Below are 19,824 nucleotides of genomic sequence, written 5' to 3'. Positions count from 1 at the left end.
TGCGGGCTGTGCGGGCTGTGCGGGCTGTGCGTACGCGGATCTCTCCAGTGGCCGACAGGTATAGTCCACTTTCCGCCGGTGGAGCAAGATCGAGGGCAAGGTTGGTCACTGGTCTTTTCCGAGTTGAGACCTGGCGGACATTTGAGTGGCCTGTGTGCAGCTTGCCGGAAAAATCCCTGACATACACCCCGAACGCCGCAGCCAACACCCTTGACAGCACTGACCACTTCACCCACTACTGGACCCTGCGCAGAAGTTTTGACAACGTTGTCCGGCGTGCAGGGAGGGTCTGGGAGATGCAGCGCAGAACTCGGCACAGATGGGGTCCGGCGGTCGTGGTGACGACCGCGTTCGCACTGGCGGTGGGCTCGCAGGGCGCGGCGGTCGCGCTGCCGCGGGCGGCCGCCGCGCCGGACCGGGAGTTCACGTCCTCGTTCGAGGCGGACGACCCGGCTCCGGACTGGCTGAATACCGTCGACACCGGTCCGGGCGGCGCCAAGCGCGCCGCCGGGGTGGACGGCGGCTACAGCACCGGCATCCCCGGCAACGTCAGCGACCATGTCACCGACGTGCGGGCCAGCGCGGAGAACACCGGCGGCGGCGAGGTCAAGGAGAACCTCGTCGACACCGAGCCGTCCACCAAGTGGCTGACCTTCGCGCCCACCGGCTGGGTGGAGTTCGACCTGGACGCGGCGACGCCGGTCACCCGGTACGCGCTCACCTCCGCCAACGACCACGACGAACGCGACCCGGTGGACTGGACGTTGCAGGGTTCGGCGGACGGCGAGAGCTGGACGACGGTGGACACCCGGTCCGGCGAGTCCTTCGCCGAGCGGTTCCAGACCAAGACGTACGAGCTGACCGAGCAGGCCGAGTACCAGCACTTCCGCATCGAGTTCACCAAGAACAACGGGGCGGGCGACGCGCTCCAGCTCGCCGACGTGCAGTTCTCCACCGGCGGTGACGAGACCACCGTGCCCGAGGACATGCTCTCGCTGGTCGACAAGGGCCCGACCGGCTCCCCGACGGCCAAGGCGGGCGCGGGCTTCACCGGCAAGCGGGCGCTGCGCTACGCGGGCCGGCACACCGCCGACGGCCGGGCCTACTCGTACAACAAGGTCTTCGACGTCAACGTCAAGGTGGACCGCCGTACCGAGCTGTCCTACAAGATCTTCCCGTCGATGGCCGACGGCGACCTCGACTACGACGCCACCAACGTCTCCGTCGACCTCGCCTTCACCGACGGCACGTATCTGAGCGGCCTGGGGGCCACCGACCGCCACGGCTTCCCGCTGACCCCGCGCGGCCAGGGCGACTCGAAGATCCTGTACGTCAACCAGTGGAACAGCGTGGCGTCGGCCATCGGGTCGGTCGCGGCGGGCAAGACGATCGACCGCGTCCTCGTCGCGTACGACTCCGCCAAGGGCCCGGCGAAGTTCCGGGGCTGGCTGGACGACGTGTCGATCAAGGAGGCGAAGGCCGCCAAGCCCAAGGCGCACCTCTCGGACTACGCGCTGACCACCCGCGGCACCAACTCCAGCGGCAGTTTCTCGCGCGGCAACGACTTCCCCGCGACGGCCGTCCCGAACGGCTTCAACTTCTGGACGCCGGTGACCAACGCCGGTTCGCTCAGCTGGCTGTACGACTACGCGCGCGGCAACAACGCGGACAACCTGCCGACCCTCCAGGCGTTCAGCGCGAGCCATGAGCCGAGCCCCTGGATGGGCGACCGGCAGACCTTCCAGGTGATGCCGTCGGCGGCCTCCGGCACCCCGGAGACCGGCCGGGAGGCCCGCGCGCTGCCCTTCCGGCACGAGAACGAGACGGCCCGCCCGTACTACTACGGCGTCACCTTCGAGAACGGTCTGAAGGCCGAGATGGCGCCGACCGACCACGCGGCGCTGATGCGCTTCACCTACCCCGGTGACGACGCGAGCGTGATCTTCGACAACGTCACCGACCAGGCGGGCCTGACCCTGGACAAGGCGAACGGCACCTTCACCGGCTACTCGGACGTCAAGTCCGGCCTGTCGACGGGCGCCACCCGGCTGTTCGTATACGGCGAGTTCGACAAGAAGGTGACCGGCGGCGACTCCAGCGGCGTCAAGGGCTCCGTGAGCTTCGACGCGGGCAAGGACCGTACCGTCACCCTGCGCCTGGCCACCTCCCTGATCAGCGTCGACCAGGCGAAGGACAACCTGCGTCAGGAGGCGCCGAAGGGCACCTCCTTCGACAAGGTGAGGAAGAACGCCCAGAAGGCGTGGGACCGGATCCTCGGCAAGGTCGAGGTCGAGGGCGCCACCCAGGACCAGCTGACCACGCTGTACTCCAGCCTGTACCGGCTCTACCTCTACCCGAACTCGGGCTTCGAGAAGGTCGGCGGGAAGTACCAGTACGCCTCCCCCTTCCAGAAGATGGAGTCGGCGGACACCCCCACGCACACCGGCGCGAAGATCGTCGACGGCAAGGTGTACGTGAACAACGGCTTCTGGGACACCTATCGGACGACCTGGCCGGCGTACTCCTTCCTGACCCCCGACAAGGCCGGTGAGCTGGTCGACGGGTTCGTGCAGCAGTACAAGGACGGCGGCTGGACCTCGCGCTGGTCCTCCCCCGGCTACGCGGACCTGATGACCGGCACCTCCAGCGACGTGGCCTTCGCGGACGCCTATGTCAAGGGCGTCGACTTCGACGCGAAGGCGGCGTACGACGCGGCGGTGAAGAACGCGACGGTGGTGCCGCCGTCCTCGGGTGTGGGCCGCAAGGGCATGGAGACCTCGCCGTTCCTCGGCTACACCGCCACCGACACGCACGAGGGCCTCTCCTGGGCGCTGGAGGGCTATCTCAACGACTACGGCATCGCGCAGATGGGCGCGAAGCTGTACAAGGAGACCGGCCAGAAGCGCTACAAGGAGGAGTCGGCCTACTTCCTGAACCGCGCCCAGGACTACGTCAACATGTTCGACTCGAAGGCCGGTTTCTTCCAGGGCAAGGACGCGTCGGGCGACTGGCGGGTGGACTCGGAGAAGTACGACCCGCGCGTGTGGGGCTACGACTACACCGAGACCAACGGCTGGGGCTACGCCTTCACCGCCCCGCAGGACAGCCGGGGCCTGGCCAACCTGTACGGCGGCCGCTCCGGTCTCGCCGACAAGCTGGACGAGTACCTCGCCACCCCGGAGACCGCCTCGTCCGAGTTCGTCGGCTCCTACGGCGGTGTCATCCACGAGATGACCGAGGCGCGGGACGTCCGGATGGGCATGTACGGGCACTCCAACCAGGTCGCCCACCACGCCCTGTACATGTACGACGCGGCCGGCCAGCCGTACAAGACGCAGAAGAACGTCCGTGAGGTGCTCTCCCGGCTCTACACCGGCAGCGACATCGGGCAGGGCTACCACGGCGACGAGGACAACGGCGAGCAGTCGGCCTGGTTCCTGTTCTCCGCGCTCGGCTTCTACCCGCTGGTGATGGGCAGCGGCGAGTACGCCATCGGCTCCCCGCTGTTCACCAAGACGACCGTGCACCTGGAGAACGGGCACGAGCTGGTGGTGAAGGCGCCGAAGAACAGCACGAAGAACATCTACGTGCAGGGCCTGAAGGTGAACGGACGGTCCTGGAACTCCACGTCGCTGCCGCACTCCGTGCTCGCCAAGGGCGGCGTCCTGGAGTTCGACATGGGCTCGCGGCCGTCCTCGTGGGGCACCGGCAAGAACGCGGCGCCGGTGTCGATCACCGAGGACGACGAGGTGCCGACGCCGCGGAAGGACGCCGTCGAGGGCGACGGCCCGCTCTTCGACGACACGTCCGGGACGGAGGCGGCGGTGACCTCCGTCGACCTGCCGGTGGCCGAGGGCACCAAGGCGGTGCAGTACACGCTGACCTCCCCGAAGGACCACACCTCGGCGCCGACCGGCTGGAAGCTGGAGGGCTCGGCCGACGGGACGACCTGGAAGACGCTGGACGAACGCTCCGCCGAGTCCTTCGCCTGGGACCGGCAGACCCGGGCGTTCTCGGTGAGGTCGCCGGGGGCCTACGGGAAGTACCGGCTGGTGCTGACGGGCGAATCAACGCTAGCCGAGGTCGAGTTGCTCGCCTAGCACACACGTCGTCATCCATACGGCCCGCCCGGTCTCCGGGCGGGCCGTTTCGCGTGCCGGCAGCCGGACGCCGTACCGTTTCTCCTGCCAGCTCGGAGCATTTGGCTCTATGCAGATGGCTTGATGCATAATGACCTGAGCTGAAAGCTAGGATCTTTCTGTGCATGGCCGGACTTGTTCAGGGTACGTGCACGGTCGAAGGAGCGGCGATGACACCCCCCGTAGACCCCAGCCTCAACCGGCGCAAGCTGCGCCTTGCCCTGCGCAAGGCACGGGAGAGTGCCGGGCTCACCCAGCGTGAGGCCGCCGCGCGGGTGGAGTGGTCGCAGTCGAAGCTCATCCGTGTGGAAACCGGGACGGTGAGTGTGTCCGTCAGCGACCTGCGTGCCCTGTTGACGCTGTACGACATCACCCGCCCGGACACGGTGAGCGAGTTGGAGGAGGCAGCCCGGGGCAGCAAGGGCCCCAGTTGGTGGTCCCATTACCATGAGGTGGTCTCGCCGCAGTTCGCCCAATATCTCGGCTACGAGGGTGCCGCGCACACCGTCGACACGTATCACCCGATCGTCGTCCCGGGGCACCTCCAGACCCGCGCGTACGCGCAGGCGCTGCTGGCCGAGCGCGGGCTGAGCGCCGAACGCGTGCGCCGCCTGGTGGACCTGAGGATGGAGCGCCAAGAACGCATGCTCGACGGATCGGGCCGGCCGACGGCGACCTTCGTTCTGGACGAGGCCGCGGTACGGCGGCAGATCGGTGGACCGGCCGTGTTCAGCGCCCAGTTGGAGCAGATTCTGGACTTCGCCGGACGCGACGGCGTGACCGTCCGGGTACTGCCCTTCGAGGCCGGGGCCCACTACAGCACGCTGGGCAGCTTCGTATTGCTCCGCTTCCTCGACGACGGCGACCTGGTGTACTTGGAGCACGCGGCCGGCAGCATGACCGGTGGCGAGAATCTGGAACTGCTGGGTCAGTACCAGGAGTGTTTTCAGACGATCACAGAACGGGCCCTGGACGAGACCGAGTCCCTCGGCCTGATCGATCGCGTCAAGCAGAACCTCGAAGCCCGCTAGAGCCGCGGCACTGAGGGCGGGCAGAGGCAGGGGAGGACCGGCGTGGTCTCCAGGTCGATAGTCGATGCGCTTCTGGAAACGGTACGAATAGCCTTCGGCTCCAGCATGAACGACGAGGAACTGAAGGCCCAGGCCATCCAGGACCCGGGTCAGACGGAGCGTCTCATAGCCATCGAGAAGTCTCGAGCGAGCGACAAGCGCAAGCTCCTGGCCCTGCTCGGAGTCTTCGCGCTGGTCGCACTCGTCATTCTGGTCAAGATGGGGCCGGTCGTCCTGAAAGCGGCGCGCGCTCTGGAACTGCCCTGGTCCGAGATCGGCACGACGCTGGGCAGCGTGCTGTCCGCCGGTTTCCTCGGCGGACTGGTCTGGTGGCTGAAGCGGAAGGTGATGTCCGGGCGGGGCGGCTCCGCTACTCCGCAGAACCCGCCTGAGAATCGTAGCGAGGGCGACCAGAATCAGGTAGGGACGTCGTAGTCCCGTTCCCGGCACGCCACAGCCCGGCGCTCACCGCCACGGCGACGACAACGGCGACCCACAGGATTCTCTTGGCGACCACACTGTCGACCAGCATGGAGGCGACGGCGGCGACCAGTGTCGCCACCACTCCGACGCTCACGGTGAAGGTAATGACGCCGCCCACGACGACGCCTCGCCGCCCGCCCGACCGCCGCACCGCGGATGCCTCGGCATTCATTTGGCCCCCTACCGCCTGCCGATGGCTGGATAAGAACGTCACGTACCGTCCAACTCTCCTTGTGCCACGGCATGCAGGAAATGTGTCCAAGCGGGGGCGGTGAAGCGCAGTGGCGTATGCGCGGGCGCCTTGGAGTCGCGCGCCAGCACTCGGCCCATGCGCACAGCTACCTCCACGCACTCGCTCTCATTGCCACACTTGCTGCTCCTGCGCCACAAGGGTTTCCCCTTATGCACTGCACCAGCCCCCCTGCTTCCCCCGCATACCTGGTTCGTGCCCGACGTCCAGGCTAGTGGACGAGTGTGCACTACCGCAGGCGAGTACCCGGAAATCCCCCACCCGGAAACCTCTGCGGCCGTTCGTCCCCCACATTGAGTCACCGGAAAACAAGCGTAAGTGAAGTCGGATGGGAGCGACCATACGGGAACCGGCCGGGTGACAGGCGCCGGGCCGTGTTCACCGGAGATGGCGAACACGGCCCTCAACTGCCCTGCTCCGCCGCCTACTTGCGGATCAGGCTGCGCAGCACGTACTGCATGATGCCGCCGTTGCGGTAGTAGTCCGCCTCGCCGGGGGTGTCGATGCGGACGACCGCGTCGAACTCCACGCCGGTGTCGGTGGTGACCTTCACCGTGCGCGGGGTGGTGCCGTTGTTGAGCTCCTCGACGCCGGTGAAGGAGAAGGTCTCCTCGCCGGTCAGGCCGAGGGAGGACGCGGACTGGCCCTCCGGGAACTGGAGCGGCAGGACGCCCATGCCGATCAGGTTGGAGCGGTGGATGCGCTCGTAGGACTCGGCGATGACGGCCTTGACGCCGAGCAGCGCGGTGCCCTTGGCGGCCCAGTCGCGGGACGAGCCGGAGCCGTACTCCTTGCCGGCCAGGACGACCAGCGGGATGCCCTGCTCGATGTAGTTGCGCGAGGCGTCGTAGATGAACGACACCGGCGCGTCGGGCTGGGTGAAGTCGCGGGTGTAGCCGCCCTCGGTGCCCGGCGCGATCTGGTTGCGCAGCCGGATGTTGGCGAACGTGCCGCGGATCATGACCTCGTGGTTGCCGCGGCGCGAGCCGTAGCTGTTGAAGTCGCGGCGCTCGACGCCGTGCTCCGTGAGGTACTTGCCGGCCGGGGTGTCGGCCTTGATGGCGCCGGCGGGCGAGATGTGGTCGGTGGTGACCGAGTCGCCGAGCTTGGCCAGGACGCGGGCGCCGGAGATGTCCGAGACCGGGGTGGTCTCCATCGTCATGCCCTCGAAGTACGGGGGCTTGCGGACGTAGGTGGACTCGCTGTCCCACTCGAAGGTGTTGCCGGTCGGGATGGACAGCGCCTGCCACTGGGCGTCGCCGGCGAAGACGTCGGCGTAGGACTTGGAGAACATGTCCTCGCCGATGGCGCTCGCCACGACCTCGTTGACCTCGGCCTCGGAGGGCCAGATGTCCTTGAGGAAGACCGGGTTGCCGTCCTGGTCGGCGCCGAGCGCGTCCTTGGTGATGTCCACCTTCATCGACCCGGCGAGCGCGTAGGCGACCACCAGCGGCGGGGACGCCAGGTAGTTCATCTTGACGTCGGGGTTGATGCGGCCCTCGAAGTTCCGGTTGCCGGACAGGACCGAGGTGACGGCGAGGTCGTGGTCGTTGACCGCCTTGGAGACCTCCTCCGGCAGCGGGCCGGAGTTGCCGATGCAGGTGGTGCAGCCGTAGCCGACGAGGTTGAAGCCGACCTTGTCGAGGTAGGGGGTCAGGCCCGCCTTCTCGAAGTAGTCGGTGACGACCTTGGAGCCCGGAGCCAGGGTGGTCTTGACCCACGGCTTGCGGGTCAGGCCCTTCTCCACGGCCTTCTTCGCGACGAGCGCCGCGGCGACCATGACGTACGGGTTGGAGGTGTTGGTGCAGGAGGTGATGGCCGCGACCGTGACCGCACCGTGGTCCAGCTCGTAGGTGGTGCCGTCGGGGGCGGTCACCTGAACCGGGTTGGACGGGGCGCCGTTCGGCGCGATGGCCGGGGCGTCGGAGGCCGGGAAGGACTCCTTGCCCGCCTCGTCGACGTCGTCCACGTAGTTGCGGACGTCCTGGGCGAACTGCTGGGCGGCGTTGGCGAGGACGATGCGGTCCTGCGGGCGCTTCGGGCCGGCGATGGAGGGGACGACCGTGGCGAGGTCCAGCTCCAGCTTCTCGGAGAAGTCCGGCTCGGCGGCCGGGTCCAGCCACAGGCCCTGCTGCTTGGCGTACGCCTCGACCAGGGCGACCTGCTGGTCGCTGCGGCCGGTCAGCCGCAGGTAGTTCAGCGTCTCGTCGTCGATCGGGAAGATCGCGGCGGTGGAGCCGAACTCCGGCGACATGTTGCCGATGGTGGCGCGGTTGGCCAGGCTGGTGGCCGCCACGCCCTCGCCGTAGAACTCGACGAACTTGCCGACCACGCCGTGCTTGCGCAGCATCTCGGTGATGGTAAGCACCAGGTCGGTGGCGGTGGTGCCGGGCTGGAGCTCGCCGGTCAGCTTGAAGCCGACGACGCGCGGGATCAGCATGGAGACCGGCTGGCCGAGCATCGCGGCCTCGGCCTCGATGCCGCCGACGCCCCAGCCGAGCACACCGAGGCCGTTGACCATGGTGGTGTGCGAGTCGGTGCCGACCAGGGTGTCCGGGTACGCCTTGCCGTCGCGGACCATGACCACGCGGGCCAGGTGCTCGATGTTGACCTGGTGGACGATGCCGGTGCCCGGCGGGACGACCTTGAAGTCGTCGAAGGCGGTCTGGCCCCAGCGCAGGAACTGGTAGCGCTCCTTGTTGCGGCCGTACTCCAGGTCGACGTTCTGCTTGAAGGCGTCGTTGGTGCCGAACTTGTCCGCGATGACGGAGTGGTCGATGACCATCTCGGCCGGGGAGAGCGGGTTGATCTTGTTCGGGTCGCCGCCCAGCTCCTTGACGGCCTCACGCATGGTGGCGAGGTCCACGACACAGGGCACGCCGGTGAAGTCCTGCATGATCACGCGGGCCGGCGTGAACTGGATCTCCTGCGCCGGCTGCGCCTGCGAGTCCCAGCCGCCGACGGCGCGGATGTGGTCGGCGGTGATGTTCGCGCCGTCCTCGGTACGGAGCAGGTTCTCCAGCAGCACCTTCAGGCTGTAGGGAAGGCGCGCGGAGCCCTCGACCTTGTCCAGCCGGAAGATCTCGTACGACTCGTCGCCCACCTGCAGCGTGCTGCGGGCGTCGAAGCTGTTCGCCGACACGACAGTCTCCTTCATTCATGTGCGCGTACCACCGCATCCTGCCGCCACGCCGCCCTGGCCAATCCGCTAAGGTAAGGCTAAGTTAGGTAACCCTTACTAGCGTGGGGCCGGGGTGGCGACCGCAGTACGCCTCGGCAGATATCTCGATGTCGAGATAACTCTAGTACATGAGGTCGGACCGGTCATGCCCGGACCCGGTGTGGCGTGCGCCCCACATCCGCCCCCGCCCGTCCGCCCCCACCCGGGTGACCCCGGGGGCCATCACTACGCCGAGCGGGGGCCATCAGTACGCCGAGCGGGGGTAGCCGACTTGTGCCGGGGCGGCCCGGCACGACCCGGATGGAGGCACGATGCCCCTCACGTTCCGCAAGAGTTTCCGGATACTTCCCGGAGTGCGCCTGAACATCAACAAGAAGTCCTGGTCCGTCACCACCGGCGGCAAGAACGGCCCCCGCCACACCCACAGCTCCACCGGACGCCGTACGACGTCGATGGATCTGCCCGGCCCGTTCGGCTGGCGCCGGACCACCAAGCGCCGCTGACCGCCCGTCACCTCGTCGACCTCCCGTTCGTCACCCGAACGGACCCCCGGGGAGGCGCGATCTCATATCTGAGATAGCCTCAACCTCATGGCAGACGACTACCTCGTACGCATCGGCAAGCTCATCCGTGACGCCCGGCAGCACCGGGGCTGGACGCAGGCACAGCTCGCGGAGGCGCTCGGCACCAGTCAGAGCGCGGTCAACCGCATCGAGCGCGGCAACCAGAACATCAGCCTTGAGATGATCGCCCGGATCGGCGAGGCGCTGGACAGCGAGATCGTCTCTTTGGGGTACGCGGGTCCGATGCACCTGCGCGTGGTCGGCGGCCGGCGGCTGTCCGGCGCCATCGACGTCAAGACGAGCAAGAACGCGTGCGTGGCGCTGCTGTGCGGCTCGCTGCTCAACAAGGGGCGCACGGTACTGCGCCGGGTGGCCCGCATCGAGGAGGTGTACCGCCTCCTGGAGGTGCTGAACTCCATCGGCGTGCGCACCCGCTGGATCAACGACGGCGTGGATCTGGAGATCGTGCCGCCGGCCGAGTTCGACATGGCCGCGATCGACGCCGAGGCAGCGGTGCGCACCCGCTCGATCATCATGTTCCTCGGCCCGCTGCTGCACCGCATGGACCGCTTCAAGCTGCCCTACGCCGGCGGCTGCGACCTGGGCACCCGCACCATCGAGCCGCACATGATCGCGCTGCGCCGCTTCGGCCTGGACGTGGCGGCGACGGAGGGCCAGTACCACGCGGTGGTCGACCGCTCGGTCCGCCCCGGCCGCCCGATCGTGCTGACCGAGCGCGGCGACACGGTCACCGAGAACGCCCTGCTGGCCGCCGCCCGGCACGACGGCGTCACCGTCATCCGCAACGCCTCCTCCAACTACATGGTCCAGGACCTCTGCTTCTTCCTGGAGGCGCTGGGCGTACGGGTCGAGGGCATCGGCACCACGACTCTCACTGTGCACGGCGTCCCGGTCATCGACGTGGACGTGGACTACTCCCCCTCCGAGGACCCGGTAGAGGCGATGAGCCTGCTGGCCGCCGCGGTGGTCACGGAGTCCGAACTGACGGTCCGCCGGGTCCCCATCGAGTTCCTGGAGATCGAGCTGGCGGTCCTGGAGGAGATGGGCCTCGACCACGACCGCACCCCCGAGTACTTCGCCGACAACGGCCGCACCCGCCTGGTCGACCTCACCGTGCGCCCCTCCAAACTGGAGGCGCCCATCGACAAGATCCACCCCATGCCGTTCCCCGGCCTGAACATCGACAACGTCCCGTTCTTCGCCGCGATCGCCGCCTCCGCCCAGGGCAAGACCCTGATCCACGACTGGGTCTACGACAACCGCGCGATCTACCTGACCGACCTCAACCGCCTCGGCGGCCGGCTCCAGCTCCTGGACCCGCACCGCGTCCTGGTCGAGGGCCCGACCCGCTGGCGCGCCGCCGAGATGATGTGCCCCCCGGCCCTGCGCCCCGCCGTGGTCGTGCTGCTGGCGATGATGGCGGCGGAGGGCACGTCGGTGCTGCGGAACGTGTATGTCATCAACCGGGGTTATGAGGATCTGGCGGAGCGGCTGAACTCGATCGGGGCGCAGATCGAGATTTTCCGCGACATTTGACACGACGATGCCGCCACACCCCGCCTGACCTGCCATTTAGCGGGTCAGGGAGGGGTGCGGCGGCATGTTTGGGACTTCTCTGGGACTTTGCGCCTGCGGCGGGCTACGAGCCACGCTCCACGGGCCCAGCGGACCGGCTACGGCTACGGCTACGGCTACGGCTACGCGAAGATCGCGCCGATTGCGGCGCTGCCCCGTGCGCCGGCGCGGGGCAGGAAGTGGGAGTACTTCCGCAGCGTGAACCCAGGGTCGGAGTGCCCCAGCCAGCGTGCCAGGGAGACGACCGATTCGCCGGCCTCCAGTTCCTCGGAGGCGAAGAAGTGGCGCAGGGCGTGGAAGCCGCGCTCCCGGGAGCGGCCGGTCGCCGCCAAGGAACGGACAGTCGGCGTGCCAGGACTGTCGCACCGGCTCCGGACGCCTCCCCGGAACTGCCCGACACCGTACGGCCGGAAGACCGGGCGGGATCAGCCCCGCGGGGGCGGCGACAGCCGGGTGGGCGGACGGCCGGACACCATGCGGTGCACCAGCACGTGGAGCAGTCCGCTGAGCGTGAGGCCGACCAGGCAGCCGACGACGGCCCCCGGCGGCCCGGCCGTCACGGCACCCAGCCAGGCGTAGCCTCCGGCCGACAACGCCACCGTGCCAGCCGACAGCAGCCAGACCGGACCGGACCGCTTCCCGCGATGTCCCGCCGCTCTCCTGCCCTGCGACTCCTCCCAGGGCCACACCTGCTGACGCGGGTTCCGTCGTATGCGCGCCATCGGTCAGGCGGTGGCGATGCCGTCCAGGTTGCCCGCCTTCGCCTCCTCCACCAGGGAGGCGAACTGCACCGTGCTCATTTCGACGCGCTGGCCGAAGTCGTCGGTGAGCAGCACACGACGTTCGGCGGGCGCGCCCGGGTCGACGAACAGTTGCGGACAGCCGCAGTTGCACTCACCGCAGAAGGTGGCCAACGGCTCCAGGCCGGTGATGTCACTCATGGTGCACTGCCTCTCAGGGATGCCGGACGGCCGCGAGTGTGTTCCGCCGAGGCCGGTTACCGCTGGGACATACCCCGCGCCCACGGCGCGACGCGCCCGCGCGCACGGTCGCCGGAGCACGGGGCCGCGTCACCGTGCGCCGGCTCGCCCCCTGTGCTTCCGCGGCCGCGGTACGGCGGGAACCGTAGACGGGCCGTCACCGACGAACTGAGGGCGGGCCATGCTGTCGGGCCGGTTGCGACGAGGTCGCCTCGACCGCCGGCCGCCGTCTGTCCTGCCGCGACGGCGGCCCGGACAAAGGACCGGGCTCCCGGCGGCAGGACTCTTCGAGTCCAGCGCCGCCGGGAGGACCGCCGGTCGGCTCAGGCCGCGACGACGCTCGGTGTCTCGGCCTCCCGCAGCAGCCGTTCCATGGTGGCGCGGGCGCGGGACACCCGGGAGCGGACCGTGCCGACGGGGCATCCGGTGAATCCGGCGGTCTCCTCGTACGACAGCCCGACGACCTGCGTCAGCAGGAACGCCTCGCGGCGTTCGCCGGGCAGCGCGTCCAGGAGGTCGAGCAGGGCGACACCGTCCTCGAAGCCGGGCAGGTCACGCGGCTGGGCGCGTTCCATCGCCGTCCGCCAGTCGACGGCGTCCGCGATCCGGGGCCGGACGGCGGCGCGCCGCAGGTGGTCGGCGACGGCGCGGCGGGCGATCGACAGCAGCCAGGTACGGGCGGACGCGCGTCCTTCGTAGCGGTGCAGGCTGCCGAGCGCCCGCGCGAAGGTGTCCTGGGTGAGGTCGTGGGCGGTCTGAGGGTCGCCGCTGAGGTAGGTGACGTAGCGCAGTACGTCGCCGTGGAGGGCGCGGACGAAGTGGTCGGCGGCGTCGGGGTCCCCGCCGCGGGCGGCCAGCGCCCAGGCGGTCGCCGACGCGTCCGCGGCGGCACGGCTCGCCCGGCATGCGGGCAGGACAGAGCTCATCACGTGAAGTCCTTCTCGGGTGTTCCCGGCGTCGGGCCCGGGAGAGGGCACGGGTCACCGGGTGCGTGGACGCGTCCGTACGCGAGAGGTACGGCTGTGCCCGGAGCCCCTGGGACTACCGCCGACCGCTCGCCCGGACACAGGCACAGGCGCACGGCAGACGAGGGCGGCTTCGGCAAACTCGCGCCGGCGAAAGCGGCGCGGGTGCGGGGCGAGACGGCTCCGGGTGGTTCCTGCTGTCTCAGACGACAGCGGCGCCCACGGGCGGCCCGCGGAAGGTGAGGGAGGAGCGAAGGAGCAGACGCACCGGGGAATCGACAACGGCGGTACGGCGCCGACGTACCGTCGGACGGTCCATGGGCTCGGGCAGGGCCAGCAGCAGTCGCAGGGGCGCCGCCAGCCGGGCCGCCGTGGCCCGCAGGACCCGGAAGACGGCCCGCTCGCCGTGGGCCAGCCACAGCCCGCACAGGACAGCGGCCAGCAAGTGCGCGGCGAACATGCCGGCCGAGGCGGCACCGCTCATGGTGTGCGCGTGGCCGAGGCCGGTCATCGCGTGATCCGTGGAGGCGCCGCCTCCCGTGGGCATCCCGCTCATGGAGCCCATGTCCATCGCGCCCATGGAGTGGGTGCCCATGGAACCCGAGTGAGTGGAGTGGGCGCCCATGGATTGCGTGCCCAAGGAACCCGTGCCGGTCGGGGTCGCCGGGGCGGGTATCGGCGCGAACGCGAGGGCCTGAGCCTGGGAGAACGCCTCGTGCAGCACGAGCTGCACGCCGGTCACCACCGCGACGATCACGGCACGGCCGCGCTCCCGCCCGGCGAGCAGCCAACCCGCCAGGCCGGTCGCACCCGCCCCGGCGGCCATGGCCCACGGAGGGACGGAGTCCCCCGACATGGTCGCGTGCGCGAGGGCGGCGAGCAGCACGCAGACGGCGGCGAACACGCCCGCCCGCGCCGCGCGGCACCACCCTCGGACAGTCATAGCCCGTTCATCCTCGCACCCGGGATTCGGTCGTCGGCAAGGGGTACGTACGAGCCCCCGCTTCCCGACTCACCTGTCGAGGGGTGACGCACATCACGTCCGGAACCGGGGAACTCATGGAGCGCGGGGAACGACTACTCGAAGGACAGCCCACCGGGCCGCACCACGACCGCCCGCGCCGTCACGCGGCCACCGTGCCGGAACTCCAGGGTGAACGTCAAGAGATCGCCCACCTGCCACCGGCCCGAGGACACGGGCACCGTCAGGTCGACCCCGTTCGGCGACATGACCAGGGTGTCTCCTCCCGCGACGGAGACGGAGTCGATCTCGGACCGGTAGGCCGCGTTCCCCTGCCGCATGCGGTGCTGGGAGAGCGTCACCTCACCGGACACGCCCCGCGCCATGACCCGTACGAGCGTGTCGGCCGAACCGCCGTCGTTGGTGATGTCGAAGAACGCCGCGGTCTCCGCGGCCCCCTCGGACGGCAGGAGGACGAGACCGTGCACGACGTCGACGCGCGCCGGCGTGCCGGCGCGGCCCGTGCCGACCCACGTGGTCAGGGCGCCCAGTGTCACGCTGCACGCCGCGACGGGCACCAGGGCGGCGAGCGCTCCGTCGCGCAGCCGTCGCCGGTCCGCACGCCCGAGCGCGGACACCCGGTCGGTGAGCCACCTCATCGGACACCCGCCTTGCGGCCACGCCCGGCCTGATGGCCGCGGACTCGGGCCGGTGAGGGCTCCCAGCCGCGCAGCCGCAGGCTGTTGCCGACCACCAGTACCGAACTCAGCGACATCGCCGCGGCGGCGACCATCGGGTCGAGCAGTCCCACCATCGCCAACGGCACGGTGACGGCGTTGTAGCCGAACGCCCAGACGAGGTTGGTCCGGATGGTGCCCAGGGTGCGCCGCGCGAGGCGGACCGCGTCGACGAGCGCCTCGATGTCCCCGCGGGCCAGGGTGAGATCGGCCGCGCCGATGGCCACGTCGGTGCCGCTGCCCATGGCGATGCCGAGGTCGGCGGCGGCGAGCGCGGCGGCGTCGTTCACCCCGTCGCCGACCACGGCGACCCGGGCGCCCTCCTCCCGCAGTTCCCGTACCAGGGCGGCCTTGCCCTCGGGCGTGCGGCGGGCGTGCACCTCGTCGATCCGCAGGGCGGCCGCGACGGCCGCGGCGGGCGCCCTGCGGTCGCCGGTGGCGAGCACGGGGCGGATGCCGAGCCGGCGCAGCCGGTCCACGGCACGGTAGGCGTCGGGGCGCAGCAGGTCGCCGACGGCGATCAGCGCCTTGGCCCGGCCGTCGACCGTGACCAGGACGGGTGTGTGCGCGGCCTCCTCGGCCGCGGTCAGTGCCTTGGCCAGTGCGCGCGGCAGCTTGTCCCCCGGTGCGCCCACCTCGACGGCGTGGCCTTCGACCCGGCCGCTGACCCCGTGGCCCGGCGTCGCGGCGAAGTCCGTGACGTCCGGCAGCGGTCCGGCGGCCGACGCGCGTCGAGCGTACGCGACGACCGCCCGACCGATCGGATGTTCGGAGCCCTGCTCGACCGCCCCCGCCAGGCGCACCACTTGGTCCTTGTCGAGGGAGCCGGGCGGTACGGTCACCTCGGCCACCGTCATGTGGCCGGTGGTCAGCGTGCCGGTCTTGTCCAGGACGACGGTGTCCACGTGCTGGAGTGCCTCCAGTGTCTGCGGTCCGCTCACCAGCACGCCGAGCTGGGCTCCGCGCCCGGTGGCGGCCATCAGGGCGGTCGGCGTCGCCAGGCCCAGGGCACAGGGGCAGGCCACGACGAGGACGGCCACACAGGCCGTGAGGGCCGCCTGGGAGTCGGCGCCGGCACCCAGCCAGAAACCCAGGACCGTCACGGCGACGGCCAGGACGGCGGGGACGAACACCCCGGCGACGGCGTCGGCGAGCCGCTGGGCCCGCGCCTTGCCGGCCTGCGCCTCGGTGACGAGCCGGGTGATCCGGGCCAGCTGAGTGTCCGCGCCGACCGCCGTGGCCTCGACGAGCAGCAGGCCGCCCGCGTTGACGGCCCCGCCGATCAGGGCCGAGCCCGGCCCCACCTCCACCGGCTCGCTCTCGCCGGTGACCAGGGACAGGTCCACGGCCGAACCGCCGTCCGTGACGCGCCCGTCGGTGGCGACCCGCTCACCGGGCCGTACCAGGAAGACCTGTCCCACCCGCAACTGCTCGACGGGGACCGTCCGTTCGCCGTTCTCGTCGCGTACGGTCACCTGCTTGGCGGCCAGTTCCGCCAGCGACCGCAGCGCCGCCCCGGTTCCCCGCTTCGCCCGTGTCTCCAGGTACCGCCCGGTCAGCACGAACAGCGGGACGCTCACCGCGGCTTCGAGGTAGAGGTGCACCATGCCCTCGGACGCGGAGGGCAGCAGGCTGAACGACATCCGCATCCCGGGCTCGCCGGCTCCGCCGAGGAACAGGGCGTACACCGACCAGGAGAAGGAGGCCGCGACGCCGAGCGAGACGAGGGTGTCCATGGTGGCCGAGGAGTGCCGCAGCCCCCGCAGGGCCCTGCTGTGGAACGGCCAGGCGCTCCACACCGCGACCGGGGCGGCCAGCATGAAGCACAGCCACTGCCAGTTGCGGAACTGCAGCGCCGGGACCATCGACAGCACCAGCACCGGCACCGCCAGCAGCGCCGTGACCAGCAGCCGTTCCCGCTCGCGGCGGGCTTCGGCGGCGCCCGCGTCCGTCTCCTCGGCGGCCGTGCCGGCGTCGGGCGACGGCGTGGGCAGCGCGGCCTGGTAACCGGCCTGTTCGACGGCTGCGACGAGGTCCGCGGGAGCCACCCCGGCGGGATGGCTGACCCGGGCGAGCCCCGTGGCCAGGTTGACCGTGGCCGTGACGCCCTCCAGCTTGGCGAGCTTCTTCTCCACCCGCCGCACACAGGCCGCGCAGGTCATCCCGCCGACGGTGAGATCCGTGACAGTGAGACTCGCCGTCGGTTCGCCGGCCATCACTCACCGCTCCCGTGGCTCATGCCCGGCATGTCCTCCATGCCGCCACCGGTACCGTCGCCGTCGCCTCCGCCGCCGGATCCGCCGGATCCGCCGGTGCCGTGCATGCCCGGCGCCACGGGACCGGCCGCCGTACCGACGGCATAGGACACCGCGAACACCAGCACGAGCAGCAGCAGGAAGCCGCAGAGCGCGGGAGGAGGGAGAAATCTGCGTGCGGTCACGCCGACGGGGCGGGGTGACAGCGGACCATCGGTCATGCCCGGCCTTTCCTGGTCACGTCGAGCCGTCCTGCCAACGTGGCAGTCGTAGCCGTACCGCTCCAGTAGTCGTGCCGACGGATCTCCGAGTTCCGGCGACCGGTCGTGGGCTGCGTCACAGCATGAGGACGAACATCACCGCCATGCCCAGGGCCATCGCCGCGTGACAGGCCGGTTCGGCCGCCACGCCGTCGGCGACCAGGACGACGGTGCCCCGCGCCGACGGTGTGGCGACGCGCCCCCGGTCGAACGCCTGGGACAGCCACAGCAACCCGAGCACGGTGAGGACGAGGGCCAGGAGCGCGGCGGTCCACCGCTCTCCCGCACCGGTCAGCGACATCATGCCGAGCGCGCCCGAGCCGGACATGTCCATTCCCGCCATGTCGTGGTGCCCGGCCCCGGAGCCGCCGGACGCCGTCGCGGAGCCGTCCATCACGGCCGCCATCCACGCCATGGCGAGCATCATGACGACGTGCGGGACCGAGGCGAGCAGACGTGCCCGCAGTTGGTCCGTCGCCGGGGAGCGGAACGCGGCGGTGGCCGCGAACCACACCGCTCCCGCCGAGAAGAGGACGGCCTGTGGAGTGACGGGAAGGCCCATGCCCCAGGGCCAGGTCATCGCCGCCATCGCGGCGCCCATGACGGCGTGCAGGAGGTGACCCACCCGGCTGGGTACCGAGCGGCCCGATGTCGCCGCGAGCCACAGCGCGTAAAGGGTGGGCAGGACGAACAGGGCTGTGAGGATCCACCTCAGACCGGTCGCGTTGATCATGCGGACGCCCCCGTCCGGGCGGCACGGCGCCGGCGCAGGGAGCCGGCGACCAGGTCGACGGCGAGGAAGCCCAGCAGGGGCAGGCCGAACAGCGGTAGGTAGTAGCCGATCACGGCGGTGACCAGGACGGCGGGTGCGAGGAACCGGCCCGGCAGCCGCCGCCAGGCCCCGCGTGCGGGCGCCCTCCCGAGTGCGAGCCCCTCGGTGCGGGTGGGCCTGCGCAGCCACCACATGCGGTAGCCCCACAGGAGCATGCCGATGAGGGCGATGGCGAGCAGGGCGAGGACGATCTGGTTGGCCAGGCCGAACAGCAGGCCCATGTGGGCATCGATGCCCCAGCTGGTCAACTTGGCGAGGAACGGGTAGTCGGCCCAGTACGTGCGGTCCGTGACCTCGCCGGTGGCGGGGTCGACAGCCACGGTGTCATGGCGCTCGGGCCAACTGCGGGTGTTCTCCTTGACCACGTACGTGACCTGGTCCTTCGTCGGCGGCGACACATTCATCACTCCGCGCAGTCCGGCCTCGTGCGCGGAGGCCACGACCGCGTCGATGCCGACGTCGGCCGCCGGCCCCGACCCGGTGCCGGAGTTCTTCCCGGCGGTGGGCAGGTCCGTGGCGAGGGCCGGGCTGGGTCCTGCCAACGCCGACTGGATCTCCCCGATGCTCGCTCCCGCGTACGTGGACCAGGTCATGCCGGTGACGGACAGCCCGAGCAGACCGACCGAGGCCCACACACCGACCACGGCGTGCCAGGACATGGTGCGCTTGCGTCCCTTCGGCCCGCGCTGCGGGACGAACACCCGCCGGACGCGGTTGTGGGCGCGGGGGGTCGTCAGCCACAGGGCGAGGCCGCCGAGTATCTCCACCCACAGCCAGCTCGCGGCGATCTCGCTGTAGACCCGCCCGGGTTCGCCGACGTTGAGGTGCCGGTGCAGGCCGTCCACCCAGGCCCGCACCGGCATCCACCAGCCGGCGAAGGTGCGTTCCTGACCCAGTACTTCACTGGTGTACGGGTTCACGAACGCGGTCTGCGTGCAGTTGTCCGGCAGCCCGGGTTTCTCGAAGACGACCCTGGTGCTGTCGTCCCGGCCGGGCGCCGGGGTCACCGACACCAGCGTCCCCTCGGGTACCGCCTCGCGCGCGGCGGCCACCTGCGCCGACAGCGCGTCGGGCTCGCCCTCGGGGGTCACGTGCAGTTCGTGCCGGTAGACGATCGCCTCTATCTGGGGTGTCGCCGTGTACAGCAGCCCGGTGACCGCCGCGACGAGCAGGAACGGGCCGATGAGGACACCCGCGTAGAAGTGCAGTCGCAGCAGCAGTGGGCGCAGGGCGTTCCAGGACATGGCCGGTGCGGCCGTGACCTGTTTCCCGGACGACGCGGGTGCCGGTTCCGGGTCCGGCGCGCCCGGCGGCGGCTCCGTGGTGGTGGCACTGGTCGTCTCCCGCGCCGCACGGCTCTCCGTCATGACGGTCCTCTCTGCCGGAACGGCTACCGCCGTCTTCGGTCGTCCGGTGCAGTAGTCGGGCGCGTGACGGCGGGAGTTCCCCACGATGTTGTGACTGGCGTCACGTCAACTCGTCAGGCGTGGGCGTGGCGCGCTCCTCGGCCCGTCCGTCGGCGACTCGCAGCCGACGCTGGGCCACCGGCGCG

Annotated in this window: 17 protein-coding genes; 5 read left to right on the top strand and 12 right to left on the bottom strand. The window is 70.4% G+C overall.

Annotation, left to right across the window (positions count from 1 at the left end; translation table 11 throughout):
* Positions 1 to 296: 296 nt before the first annotated feature.
* The 3 genes from ACTT8P_RS13780 to ACTT8P_RS13770 all read left to right on the top strand — a co-directional run bounded on the left by ACTT8P_RS13780 (position 297) and on the right by ACTT8P_RS13770 (position 5,644).
* Positions 297 to 4,100, top strand: coding sequence for a GH92 family glycosyl hydrolase (locus ACTT8P_RS13780; protein ID WP_442831904.1), 3,804 nt, complete (start codon positions 297 to 299; stop codon positions 4,098 to 4,100).
* Positions 4,101 to 4,309: 209 nt separating this feature from the next.
* Positions 4,310 to 5,170 (top strand): helix-turn-helix domain-containing protein, encoded by an 861-nt coding sequence (locus ACTT8P_RS13775; RefSeq protein ID WP_442831903.1) that lies wholly within the window; start codon positions 4,310 to 4,312, stop codon positions 5,168 to 5,170.
* Positions 5,171 to 5,275: 105 nt separating this feature from the next.
* Positions 5,276 to 5,644, top strand: coding sequence for a hypothetical protein (locus tag ACTT8P_RS13770; RefSeq protein WP_442831902.1), 369 nt, complete (start codon positions 5,276 to 5,278; stop codon positions 5,642 to 5,644).
* A 258-nt stretch (positions 5,645 to 5,902) separates the two neighbouring features.
* Here the strand turns inward: ACTT8P_RS13770 and ACTT8P_RS13765 are convergent, their stop codons facing one another.
* Together ACTT8P_RS13765 and acnA are read right to left on the bottom strand one after the other, a co-directional pair.
* The gene (locus tag ACTT8P_RS13765; protein WP_442831901.1) at positions 5,903 to 6,022 is read right to left on the bottom strand and encodes a DUF397 domain-containing protein; all 120 of its coding nucleotides are present in this window, start codon (positions 6,020 to 6,022) and stop codon (positions 5,903 to 5,905) included.
* A gap of 344 nt (positions 6,023 to 6,366) precedes the next feature.
* The gene (gene acnA / locus ACTT8P_RS13760; protein WP_442831900.1) at positions 6,367 to 9,084 is read right to left on the bottom strand and encodes an aconitate hydratase AcnA; all 2,718 of its coding nucleotides are present in this window, start codon (positions 9,082 to 9,084) and stop codon (positions 6,367 to 6,369) included.
* Positions 9,085 to 9,434: 350 nt separating this feature from the next.
* Here acnA and ACTT8P_RS13755 point away from each other — a divergent pair, with 350 nt between their 5' ends.
* Positions 9,435 to 9,626 carry a DUF4236 domain-containing protein gene (locus ACTT8P_RS13755; RefSeq protein ID WP_361164349.1) on the top strand — a complete coding sequence of 64 codons (192 nt, stop codon included), beginning with the start codon at positions 9,435 to 9,437 and terminating at the stop codon, positions 9,624 to 9,626.
* 87 nt (positions 9,627 to 9,713) lie between these two features.
* The gene (locus ACTT8P_RS13750; RefSeq protein ID WP_442831899.1) at positions 9,714 to 11,243 is read left to right on the top strand and encodes a helix-turn-helix domain-containing protein; all 1,530 of its coding nucleotides are present in this window, start codon (positions 9,714 to 9,716) and stop codon (positions 11,241 to 11,243) included.
* A 161-nt stretch (positions 11,244 to 11,404) separates the two neighbouring features.
* On the opposite strand, the gene ACTT8P_RS13745 is transcribed toward ACTT8P_RS13750, so the two are convergent.
* The 10 genes from ACTT8P_RS13745 to ACTT8P_RS13700 form a co-directional block, all read right to left on the bottom strand.
* Positions 11,405 to 11,614 (bottom strand): hypothetical protein, encoded by a 210-nt coding sequence (locus tag ACTT8P_RS13745; protein ID WP_442831898.1) that lies wholly within the window; start codon positions 11,612 to 11,614, stop codon positions 11,405 to 11,407.
* A gap of 93 nt (positions 11,615 to 11,707) precedes the next feature.
* A complete protein-coding gene (locus ACTT8P_RS13740) occupies positions 11,708 to 12,004 on the bottom strand; it encodes a hypothetical protein (protein WP_442831897.1) in 297 nt (98 codons plus the stop codon).
* A 3-nt stretch (positions 12,005 to 12,007) separates the two neighbouring features.
* A complete protein-coding gene (locus tag ACTT8P_RS13735; protein WP_442831896.1) occupies positions 12,008 to 12,223 on the bottom strand; it encodes a hypothetical protein in 216 nt (71 codons plus the stop codon).
* 362 nt (positions 12,224 to 12,585) lie between these two features.
* On the bottom strand, positions 12,586 to 13,188 hold the full coding sequence (locus ACTT8P_RS13730; RefSeq protein WP_442831895.1) for a sigma-70 family RNA polymerase sigma factor: 603 nt from the start codon (positions 13,186 to 13,188) through the stop codon (positions 12,586 to 12,588).
* Positions 13,189 to 13,429: 241 nt separating this feature from the next.
* Positions 13,430 to 14,170, bottom strand: coding sequence for a hypothetical protein (locus tag ACTT8P_RS13725; protein ID WP_442831894.1), 741 nt, complete (start codon positions 14,168 to 14,170; stop codon positions 13,430 to 13,432).
* Positions 14,171 to 14,304: 134 nt separating this feature from the next.
* Positions 14,305 to 14,847 carry a copper chaperone PCu(A)C gene (locus ACTT8P_RS13720; protein ID WP_442831893.1) on the bottom strand — a complete coding sequence of 181 codons (543 nt, stop codon included), beginning with the start codon at positions 14,845 to 14,847 and terminating at the stop codon, positions 14,305 to 14,307.
* Positions 14,844 to 17,141 (bottom strand): heavy metal translocating P-type ATPase, encoded by a 2,298-nt coding sequence (locus ACTT8P_RS13715; protein WP_442831892.1) that lies wholly within the window; start codon positions 17,139 to 17,141, stop codon positions 14,844 to 14,846. The genes ACTT8P_RS13720 and ACTT8P_RS13715 overlap by 4 nt, the downstream gene beginning before the upstream one ends.
* Complete coding sequence (locus ACTT8P_RS13710) at positions 17,141 to 17,401, bottom strand: hypothetical protein (protein ID WP_442831891.1); 261 nt, start codon at positions 17,399 to 17,401, stop codon at positions 17,141 to 17,143. Before ACTT8P_RS13710 ends, ACTT8P_RS13715 begins: the two co-directional genes overlap by 1 nt.
* A 115-nt stretch (positions 17,402 to 17,516) precedes the next feature.
* Positions 17,517 to 18,173, bottom strand: coding sequence for a DUF5134 domain-containing protein (locus ACTT8P_RS13705; RefSeq protein ID WP_442831890.1), 657 nt, complete (start codon positions 18,171 to 18,173; stop codon positions 17,517 to 17,519).
* Positions 18,170 to 19,639, bottom strand: coding sequence for a PepSY-associated TM helix domain-containing protein (locus ACTT8P_RS13700; RefSeq protein WP_442831889.1), 1,470 nt, complete (start codon positions 19,637 to 19,639; stop codon positions 18,170 to 18,172). Before ACTT8P_RS13700 ends, ACTT8P_RS13705 begins: the two co-directional genes overlap by 4 nt.
* Positions 19,640 to 19,824: the final 185 nt, after the last annotated feature.

Origin of the sequence: Streptomyces sp. JW3, from assembly GCF_052216785.1 — a bacterium.
GTDB lineage: Bacteria > Actinomycetota > Actinomycetes > Streptomycetales > Streptomycetaceae > Streptomyces.
Note: the sequence above shows the minus strand (reverse complement) of the source record. Positions and strands in the feature narration are given on the sequence as shown.

Coding starts and splice junctions, on each gene's coding strand:
- ACTT8P_RS13780 (WP_442831904.1), top strand. CDS start 297: ATGCAGCGCAGAACTCGGCACAGATGGGGTCCGGCGGTCGTGGTGACG.
- ACTT8P_RS13775 (WP_442831903.1), top strand. CDS start 4,310: ATGACACCCCCCGTAGACCCCAGCCTCAACCGGCGCAAGCTGCGCCTT.
- ACTT8P_RS13770 (WP_442831902.1), top strand. CDS start 5,276: ATGAACGACGAGGAACTGAAGGCCCAGGCCATCCAGGACCCGGGTCAG.
- ACTT8P_RS13765 (WP_442831901.1), bottom strand. CDS start 6,022: ATGGGCCGAGTGCTGGCGCGCGACTCCAAGGCGCCCGCGCATACGCCA.
- ACTT8P_RS13755 (WP_361164349.1), top strand. CDS start 9,435: ATGCCCCTCACGTTCCGCAAGAGTTTCCGGATACTTCCCGGAGTGCGC.
- ACTT8P_RS13750 (WP_442831899.1), top strand. CDS start 9,714: ATGGCAGACGACTACCTCGTACGCATCGGCAAGCTCATCCGTGACGCC.
- ACTT8P_RS13740 (WP_442831897.1), bottom strand. CDS start 12,004: ATGGCGCGCATACGACGGAACCCGCGTCAGCAGGTGTGGCCCTGGGAG.
- ACTT8P_RS13735 (WP_442831896.1), bottom strand. CDS start 12,223: ATGAGTGACATCACCGGCCTGGAGCCGTTGGCCACCTTCTGCGGTGAG.
- ACTT8P_RS13730 (WP_442831895.1), bottom strand. CDS start 13,188: ATGAGCTCTGTCCTGCCCGCATGCCGGGCGAGCCGTGCCGCCGCGGAC.
- ACTT8P_RS13725 (WP_442831894.1), bottom strand. CDS start 14,170: ATGACTGTCCGAGGGTGGTGCCGCGCGGCGCGGGCGGGCGTGTTCGCC.
- ACTT8P_RS13720 (WP_442831893.1), bottom strand. CDS start 14,847: ATGAGGTGGCTCACCGACCGGGTGTCCGCGCTCGGGCGTGCGGACCGG.
- ACTT8P_RS13715 (WP_442831892.1), bottom strand. CDS start 17,141: ATGGCCGGCGAACCGACGGCGAGTCTCACTGTCACGGATCTCACCGTC.
- ACTT8P_RS13710 (WP_442831891.1), bottom strand. CDS start 17,401: ATGACCGATGGTCCGCTGTCACCCCGCCCCGTCGGCGTGACCGCACGC.
- ACTT8P_RS13705 (WP_442831890.1), bottom strand. CDS start 18,173: ATGATCAACGCGACCGGTCTGAGGTGGATCCTCACAGCCCTGTTCGTC.
- ACTT8P_RS13700 (WP_442831889.1), bottom strand. CDS start 19,639: ATGACGGAGAGCCGTGCGGCGCGGGAGACGACCAGTGCCACCACCACG.